We start from the raw sequence: 9009 nt of genomic DNA, 5'->3' as shown, positions 1-9009 counted from the left end.
CAAAGCGCTCCGGCGCCAGATCAAGCGCAAATTGCTGATCGTCTGGGACGGCCTGCCAGTGCACAAGAGCCGCTTGGTACGTCAGTACGTGGACAGCCTCAATGGCGCCATTCAACTCGAAGTCATGCCTGCCTACGCGCCAGAGCTCAACCCGGTCGAATACATCTGGGGACATCTGAAACATCGCGAGCTGGGCAACTTCTGTCCGTCCAATCTGGGCCAACTTAGCCGATATGCACGCCGCAGGCTCCAGTCCATGCAGCGACGATCCACCCTTGTCACTGCCTTTTGGACCCAAGCTGAGCTGCCACTGTAGTGCTTCAACTATTTATGCAAGACTCAATAGTTGAGCGACATCTTGAACAACGTGATCGTTATCCCAGATATCATCCGCGCGTTTGCATGTCATGCCGGTCTCGGCGATCGCTGTTCTTAGCGCCTCATAAACCGGATTGTAGGCCGCGTCAAACGGCATCATTACCGCGACCAGGCTGTCGTCCACCGGCTCATCGCCGAAACTAAAAACCTTGGGTTGGGGACGTTGGCCAAGTCCTCTCTTGAGCAATACCTTGAACAGATCAACGTCCTTGATGGACCAATGGTTGCGAGACGACTCAGGAATCGACGCTGTTGTATTAATGTGAAGATCATGAGCGGCGTCCCCGAACAGCAGCGAATTGGCAATCGGAGGTATGTCGGGGTCGAGTACGTAGTCAAGCTGGTACTCCGAGCCGACCAATTGAACCCGCGTCAAGGTCCCCACACGGGCGGCAGGCTGCTTGCCGTCCCACCCATTCTCACAGGCAAAGACGGTCGGCAGTTCGGTAACGGCGCGTTGATCGAGCTTGCCGCCAGGTGCAAAGTGGTCTTCCACGTGCTGTGCGGTGTAATTAAGCACTCTATCCACTTTCATACTTCCGTGCGTGGTTCCCCAGCCGTTGCTGCCCGTAACGAGTAAGTTGAACACGTTTACCTCTGTAAGATGGCGACCCTTGTCGTTGCGCCGGGACTGCTTTCAAATTCCGTGTGATAAAAAGAAACGCTGCCACGAACCGACTACGCCGTTCACGAGGTCGAGGCAGTGAAAGCTCGCGCCGTCATTGAGCAGGATATCAATGCTTTCCTCACCGACTCCGTAGCCGCCCATGCCATAGCGGCCAACGCCATAGCCTTGAGCCGTAGTTGCAGAGGCGGTAGTAGGTGACTGCTTTTTGAGCACGAAATGCTTGCTTGCGTTTGCGAGTTCGCCGCAGGCTTTGAGCCATATATCATCTCGAAGCGCTTGAACCGCCACGGCCGCTTTAGCGGCCGTCGGAACCGATGGATCGTTCTTAACCCAATCGATCATCGAATAGCCGGTTATCACAAAATTGAACATGCGGTCACTGTTCACCTCTTCATCTAGCGCAGCAGCGTCGCGCTGCAACTTCGCAAAGAGATCTCGGATTGAAGTCAGGCCATAGTTGAGGGTCATGGGCAGGACGGGCGGAATATCGGGATTGTTTTAATTGGTTTGATGGAGCGCGGCCGTAATCAGGTTATCCAGAAAAATAGGAACCTGCTCTAAAAGCTGCGTCGCCTCGTCGATACTCGTCTCATACCTAAACGTACCTTTGTAGGCCGTGCGATCTTTGAATATCTCGCTCATTCTTTTGTTGCCTCTGCGATGCTTATAAGCATTTACAACCTCGCGCAATTTCTCTATGTGGCACCAGCCCTCGACGTCGACGAGATAGATTCCATACTCGGCTTCGATTAACTCGCGTACTTGTCCGAAAGACGCGTCCGCCACAGTTTTCCACTTTGCGGGATCATTTGAACGGCTGGGATTCAATCGCTGCCAGCGCGTTTCTGCAAGTGCTTGCAATTGGGATTCCACCAACGCGTTTAGTTCATGGTATACGGCGCGAGCACCAATCTCGGCGCGAACTAAAGGATAGTTCATCGCACGTTCGTAGTCCTCGTACTCCTCGAACTCGCCGCGCTCAGATTGTGCTTCAATCTCGGTCCATTCGGTCGCCACATCCGATTTCACGTGGTTTAAGAAATCGCGGAGGAAAAGCAGGTCCATGCTGACCAATATTGGGAGCTTGCTCATCGAGCCACTCGCCAACGGCTATTGTCGATCCAGAAACGTCCCTCGATTGGTCCTTTCATGGAAACACCTAAAGGCTCAAGCAATGGGGCCGCAAGGCGTTCGCGCCATGGCTTCAAGCAACTCGCGCTCAGACTCCTGACCCAACTCGGCAGCTCTGAGCCGGCCAATGATTGATGTGACATCGCCGCAGAAGTAGGGCGGGAAGCCGCAGTTACAGGCAAAGACGATCAACTGCGCTGTTTCTCGCGGATATCGAACAACAAGCTCGCTGGCATTCAATGTACGGAATAAATCTGAATGCTCGATGGCTTGCCGAGGCCCACGCACTGCGAGCTGAACCGCTTCTGGATAAAAGTCTCCGAGGTGCGGAAGCCATTCCACCATTTTCCAGTTCTCGGTAGGGTCAAGAACGGCGGGAACCGCTTGCAATCTATTCTCCCAATAACGGCGCAGCCAGCGATTCCAAAGAACCGAGCGCGCATCGGCATCCAACTGCCGAAGAAAAAAGCCGAGCTTCGACGTAAACAGGATGCGATCCGCAACTGTGCCTTGCTGGAACAGAGCTGGAAGGATCTGCTCGGTTGGGTCATCGCTGTGAAATATCGACAGCACGGCGATGAATTCGATGAAACGTCGCCGGCGATCCATACGAACAGCGCCCAGTCTCGGCAGTGCCGCAATAAATGCCGGCTTTAGAGCTTCTGCGAGCGCTGCACTCAGGCGACCCCAGGTGAGAAATCCATCCCAAGCTTGGTCAAATCGCTGTGCATTCGGGTCGCCGAATAACGGAACGATGTGCTGTCGCGTCCATCCTTCGTCGAGAGAAAATAGAAACAGTGTTTGGCTCGCGAAGACACTGCGCCCCATTCCACCTACATCGCTTTGGTCTAAGGCAACCAGGGTGAGCCACCTGCGGTAATCATCCGGTAGCGATCTATCAGCGCCCGCTTTGCCCCGCAAGAGCCTCGACAATCCGTGAATCCAGAATTCGGCAATAACTCCGGCTGGGCGATTGATCGCCGAGAGCAGCCAATCTTTAACGTCTTGCGGATCTTGTTTCCGTTCAATTGCATTCCAGACGTTCACCGCGATGGCGTTGGCCTTGTCGAGTACGTCGAGCGCGAAGGGTTTGCCGCCGTCCTTCACCAATCCGTAGATCAAATTGGCCACCTCATGCACATGCGCTGTTTGAATCTCGGGACAGGCAACGAGGTCAAGTATGGTGTTCCACTGCGCGACCGTCAGTTCAGCTTCCAGCCAACCTCGCAATATCGGCGACCATAAATCCGACGTCCACAACGCGCGTGCTATCAGAGCATCAGACAGCAGAAACCCCCAATCGGGTCGCTGCTTGCATGTTTCCTTCAGCACTGCAAGCAACCCATCGCGATCAGGCCCCTCGAATCGATTCCCCTGGAAGTTCTGCAATTGTTCCAGTTGCTCGGCCGGCGAAGTAGCCAGTAGCTGGTCAACCGTCCATGGACTCTGCGGGCCAACCCACAATGCGCCAGTCCAGTGCGTCAGATCAGGGTGGTCCTGCGCGACCCATTGAGGATAGGCGGCCTTGATCGGAGCAAGTGCCGCTTGTAGAAGTACACAGGTGGGTTCCGACTGCAGCAACCAATCCAGCCATTCGAAATGTACTCTTGCGGTGCGTATCGCAGCTTTCTCATCTTCCGCATCCGGTACCTGATGCTCCAAAATGGCGCCAATAATCGCCTCCCGGACCGGAGCGCTGGCTGATGGATAGTTCAAAGCCGCAAGTCGATGAATCTCATGGTGTTCCGCAACGGCGTATAGGCCAATGCGTCGCAGCAACCAATTCAACTTGTCATCCGATGATGTTTCAGGACGCGCAGTGGCTGCGTAGATTGCCAAACGGCGCAGCAGGGGCACGTCGGAAACAAGCAGCCTCTCAATCCAAGCGTCCAGTAGGTTAGTTTGATTCGCGGCGAGCCATTCCAGTGCATCACGTGCAGCATCAATCAGAGCATCGATCGGCTCTGGATGTTCATCCTGCTGATGCGGCTCAATTGCGGCTCGACCCCAAGTGAGAGCATCGCCGTCGTGCGCGGCCTTGTCCCAAGCTAGAAGGTAGTAGTGAATGCTCTCCAAGCGCCGAGCAACGCCAGAGAGCAAAGGCTGCGCAATCGCTGGCAGATGTGGCTTGAGGCTCTGAGTCCATACTTCATTCAGACTGAAATGCTCGCTGCGTAAGGGCGTATCAAGATCAAGCCTCGTAGTGCTGTCCTCATCTTCGATGTCAGGCCATTGGTACCCAAGCTTGACATTAAATCGGTGTTGCCCCATGAACAAAAAAATCTCAAGCGCAACTAGGATCGCCCCTTGTTTGGTACATCGGGCTGCCAGCCACGACAGTACGTGGTGGTCGGCGTTGGCCGGCGCGCAAGCCAGAAGTAGCGCGACCCAGCGCGTGAGATCCAAGTCGCGGAGCTCCTTCTTGTCGTCAAGTCCCAGTTCGCGGCCAATCGCCCACCACAATTCCGGGTTTAACCTCATTTTCTGCGCCGCCACAGCCGCAAACAACTCGTTTGGGTGTTCGATGGCGTAGTGCTCCGCCAGCCACGATACGAGTAACCTGTCTTTCTCGCCTAGCGGGGCCGCGTCAAACAGAGCTTCAATGTATTTTCGAGAGTTCAGCCATACCGGCCACCCTCGATCGCGGGCAACTTGCACGAAAAATCGTGTGGTATGGCTTTCCTTCAGCGCCTGCTCGATCTCACCTATTGTTTCGTCATCGGCGGGAGGAGTCCTATTTCCGATTTCGGCAAGCTTGCTTCGCCAGTCCAGCGCGCCGCGTGTGGCGCGTTCTGCCAGAGAGTGCACTCCGTCGTAAAGCTCCTTAAAAGCGTCGGCGCCTTCGCCCTTTCGAAACGGAATGGGCGTGATCCCTAGGAACTTCCAGTCGCCATCTTCCTCTGTCAAAGCAAATCGGCCTGCGACTCCGCCCGCTGGAAGCGCTCGCGCCAGATAATTCATCACAACATCGTTGTGGCTATATCCGACGAATAGCACAGTATGCGTTCTGAACACTTCAACAAGGAACCTGCGGGCCCAACCCTCAGTGAGATAGGCTCTGCCAAAGTCAGCATCCGTCAACACTATCTCTTTAGAGTATGGAAGCACACCATGCACGTGCACCAGACCGCGAAAGTCTCCGCCCCGAGGCAGGGCTGGAGCGCGGAATATATCGGGGCATTTCCCAAACACCTGCTGCGCGGAAGTCTCGAAGTGCAGATCAAAGTTGGTAGTTACAAGCCTGACGTGGTCGGCCGAACGGAACAGACGTAGCAAATCGTTGTGGAGTGCGGTGGGGCGACTGTCAGGAACGGTCAGCCGCTCCATGGCTCGTTGATGGACCTCTACACCTTTATGCACAAGGCGCCCTAGAAAACGATCGATAGGCTCCTTATCCGCTAGCGCGTTCCCCGTCCCAGCGGCGATATCCCTGGCGAGTTCGATGAAATCCGGCAAGCTGGCTGGCGGACCCTTGGACACACCGGCGCCGGCGAAGACCACGAGCCGATCATCTCGAATCGCGTCAAGAATCCGATCGTCAACGTTAATCGGGCCAAGCTTTGGCATCGGTGGTGTTCCCTAATAACGCATCACGTGACGCTCCCAGGGCCACCTTCGATCGCAATACTTCGCTGACCGATCAAGGTGTCGATTCATTTCCGTATGATCTCGGACGCAAGCCGGCGCCGCGTAGGTACTCTGCGTGTCGGCATTCATAAGCTGCTATGACCCATGCGCTCGGGTCTTCAATCCATTCGCCGTATTGAGCAGCGACCAATTTCCAGTCGTCTATGCCCAACTGATCAATGTCACGTCCGCCCAAAATACCCTTAAGGACGCGCTCGAATTTCTCGCAAAGACGGGAAGTACGAACGGAAAATACCCCCCCTTTCATGAGGACGTTAACTCTTCTGAAAATCTCCTCGCCAATCAGGAGACCGGGAAGCCCTGTCGCATGAACCTCACGTATCAGCGCCTTGCTGTCATACAGCACAATGGCAATATCCCATTGGTCACCAATGGGAATTTCGTACTTTTGCTGCAAGGGGAGGGCGCCCGCGTGTATGAGCGCATGCCACGAGGAAAAGCCGCGCCGCTTGGCGACCTGTTCCAGGGCCTCATGCTGCGGAATACCGAGTGATTTGCGCAGGCGCTGCGCATCACGGCGAGCCTGAACAGCTTCAGGGGATTCGATTTTGTTGGACACATCAATCTCCGGTCATGCAGGGTCGCCGCCCACAAACGCCCCCGCTGAACCAGGGATCACCAGTGTCCTACGTACCAGCAGAGCCGAATCCAGCTTCGCATCGTGGGCTGCAGGCGCCTGCCAAGCACCTGGAATTCAGTATATCTCAACCTACGATCTGCCCGAGGTTTTTGAGGCTTATCAGTAACTGGGAACCAGACGCCGAAACTTTCCGACGAACGGTAAGGGTGAAATGGCGTCCTCGTGCGTTCTTGTCGCCCGTTCAACCCCCGGCTCGGAGAATGTCATGACTCAATATGAACCTGGCCGTAGATACGCCTATTTTCGATATGAACAGACGAGCTATACCTACGAAGGCTTTACGGTCGCGCTTGGTGTTTTTTGATGATGGGCCGCGCGTGTTGGCTGCGCGGTACGACGGAGATCACACCGCGGCAGGTTTTCCCCGCGCCACGGGGGGGCAACCCGCGTTCGTTGTAATTCCCGTGGAGCTTGGATTGCCCTTCCTAAATGCACTCCACAGTCTGCCTGGCACCAGCCTTGAGGCATGGGGTCAAGCAAAGCTGCATTGACGTAGCGCTCTGCACCGGCCCGGGCGGTATTCCATCGCCCGGGCCGGTCGGTGCTGTCCAAAAAAGGCGCCAGCGCGGCACTCATGGGTTCAATGCAACGGCCGACAGGTCACAGTCACCCAACAAGCTTTGAATTCTCAACCAGGAACGCGGCGACTGGTGCCGTGCGGTCGATGCCGGCGCTGCAATGGAGAAGGATGGGCTTTGGGAGTCGGCCAAATGCGTCCAGGACTAACAGCATCTGCTCGGCTGTCGGCCGTTGGTAGTCTTGGCAGGGAACACTTTCGACGCTGAGTTTCCGAGACTCGTAGTAACCGAGGAGACCCTTGGGATGAAGCCCAATACCGCCACGCACGTAGTACCGATCAAGCTGTGCCTCTTCAAGTAGCGAGATGATCGAGCGAAATCCGCTGCGTATTACGCGCTCTACCCATGCCTCGACAAGTGCTTTCGCCTCGGGTCGCAGGGGATTGCGTCCGCCAAAAGTAATGTGGTCCCGCAGCGGTCGCTGCGCGCAGGCAAGCGTATCTTGAATTACCCAAACCCACAGTTCCGACTCATCTCCCCTGTGGAGCTGTCGTCGTATACGGGAGAGTTCGTCTCGGATTCTGTTGGCGTCCACGTTTTTGGCTGTTTTTTCCGATAGTCGGCTACTATTTAGGTGGGTGGAAAGCGTTCCTTGATTGGGGCGGCATCGACGGTCCTTTGTTCCCTGCCTTCATCTTGCTGTTTCCGGCTCGCCAAGATCCATCTCGCGAAGACGCAACTCCGGGAAAAGGAAGTCGACGAGGGGCAGGGGAGCTACATCTGCGACCACGCTCACATCCCTGGCGCCGAGGAGCGGCGTGTACTGCCGTACTCGCTCCTGCCATGCCTTGCCGTCTGCGAGATCGCGACCCGTTCCGCAGATTTGAATGGCATGGAGGAAGTAGCGCAGGTACTTCGCCTTGCCGGGATATATGTTGTGGGCTACCTCCTTCATCGACCTGAACTTGAATCCCACCGGCCGGTCGGCCTGAGCGGATAGCAGCGTCATGATTAAGGTCCAGGGTAGTGAGCCCGGATAGCGATCGAACTGGAAGCCGTGTTTTCGGGCGTCGCTCCTAAGCGCATCCCAGACTTCCAGATCGTTGGCTCTCGTCCGAAGATACGCATGGATGTAGCGAAGGAGCCGCTGGCGGAAGGCTTCAGCCGCCTGCTCCGCCCGTTGTCGCACTGCGGCCTCACGTTGGAGGCGTAGCCGCTCGACCTCGCCGTCGTGATCGAAGTAGAACGCCCGCTGACCAGCCAGGTCCAGGGTCAGTTCGGCAAACCCGATCAGTGCGCGCTGCAACTTGCTGCCGGCAGCATCCCCGGGCAGCGCCCAACAGCAGCCCAAACGGAACGCCCCAGCGGCGTTCGACGCCGCCAGAGTCTTGGCCGTGACAACGAAGGCGTTGCAGTTGTTGTTGTAGAAGATGTCGTCTTCAGTGAGGCGGCGCGCCGCGTCGTCGAAATGATCGAAGACCCAGATCAGCAAGGCGCCCTGCTGGCGGTAGAAGGATCGCCGCTCCGCCACGACGCGCACGAAGGTAGTCGACAGCTGAATCTCGAAAGCGACCGGCAAGCCGCGGTAGCAGGCGCTGACGTCCGGCTTGCGCCACTGTTCCTCGTCGAAGCTTTTCCACACGGCCTCGACTTTCACGTCAGCGAAATTGGAATCGGCCTGCAGGCTCTGCTGGAGTAAGGCCTTGACGCGCAGGTGCGGTTCACTCTCTCTCTGGCCGTGGAACTTGCGAGCCAGAATTTCGCGCTCGGATAGCAGTCCCCTAGTCCGCGCCGGGCAACTCCCGTCCTCGATTTTATGCCGAAAAAAGAAGCGGCCACGATCCGGTGTAGAGACCAGATAGACGGGTACGTTACAGGTCGAGCAGACGTAACCGCGGCGCCCCTCTATCTCGTCCTCGTACAGGCGCAGCCGCAGCTTACTAATCGCGCCGTCGTCCTCGTTGATCAGCTGCTTCGAGGCCAGAAGCTGTCCGGTACTGAGATCTCGGACCTCATTGATTTCAGGGTTCGCGACTGAGAGGGCGGGCACGTATTCATGCTTATGC

General features: G+C 56.4%; 7 protein-coding genes. 1 reads left to right on the top strand and 6 read right to left on the bottom strand.

The annotated features are described in order from the left end of the window. Positions 1–316 (top strand): transposase (locus BP26_RS28845; protein WP_084183278.1); only part of this gene is annotated, 316 nt, incomplete at its 5' end. A 12-nt stretch (positions 317–328) separates the two neighbouring features. Here BP26_RS28845 and BP26_RS27895 read toward each other — a convergent pair. From BP26_RS27895 to BP26_RS0120410, 6 genes are all read right to left on the bottom strand, one after another. Then, positions 329–967, bottom strand: a complete 639-nt coding sequence (locus tag BP26_RS27895; RefSeq protein ID WP_157572666.1) for a hypothetical protein — start codon at positions 965–967, stop codon at positions 329–331. A 48-nt stretch (positions 968–1015) separates the two neighbouring features. Beyond that, the gene (locus tag BP26_RS0120430; RefSeq protein ID WP_029922414.1) at positions 1016–1474 is read right to left on the bottom strand and encodes a hypothetical protein; all 459 of its coding nucleotides are present in this window, start codon (positions 1472–1474) and stop codon (positions 1016–1018) included. 30 nt (positions 1475–1504) lie between these two features. Next, positions 1505–2098, bottom strand: coding sequence for a hypothetical protein (locus BP26_RS0120425; protein WP_029922413.1), 594 nt, complete (start codon positions 2096–2098; stop codon positions 1505–1507). A gap of 75 nt (positions 2099–2173) precedes the next feature. After that, positions 2174–5704: an SIR2 family protein gene (locus BP26_RS0120420; RefSeq protein ID WP_029922412.1), complete on the bottom strand. Its 3531-nt coding sequence runs from the start codon at positions 5702–5704 to the stop codon at positions 2174–2176. 73 nt (positions 5705–5777) lie between these two features. Continuing rightward, complete coding sequence (locus BP26_RS29735; RefSeq protein WP_157572665.1) at positions 5778–6344, bottom strand: hypothetical protein; 567 nt, start codon at positions 6342–6344, stop codon at positions 5778–5780. Between the two features lie 1290 nt (positions 6345–7634). Further along, positions 7635–8993 (bottom strand): DUF6035 family protein, encoded by a 1359-nt coding sequence (locus tag BP26_RS0120410; protein WP_029922410.1) that lies wholly within the window; start codon positions 8991–8993, stop codon positions 7635–7637. Between the last annotated feature and the right edge of the window lie 16 nt (positions 8994–9009).

Source organism: Nevskia soli DSM 19509 (genome assembly GCF_000711955.1).
In the GTDB taxonomy this organism is placed as follows: domain Bacteria; phylum Pseudomonadota; class Gammaproteobacteria; order Nevskiales; family Nevskiaceae; genus Nevskia; species Nevskia soli.
This window is presented reverse-complemented; position numbering and strand designations above follow the sequence as displayed.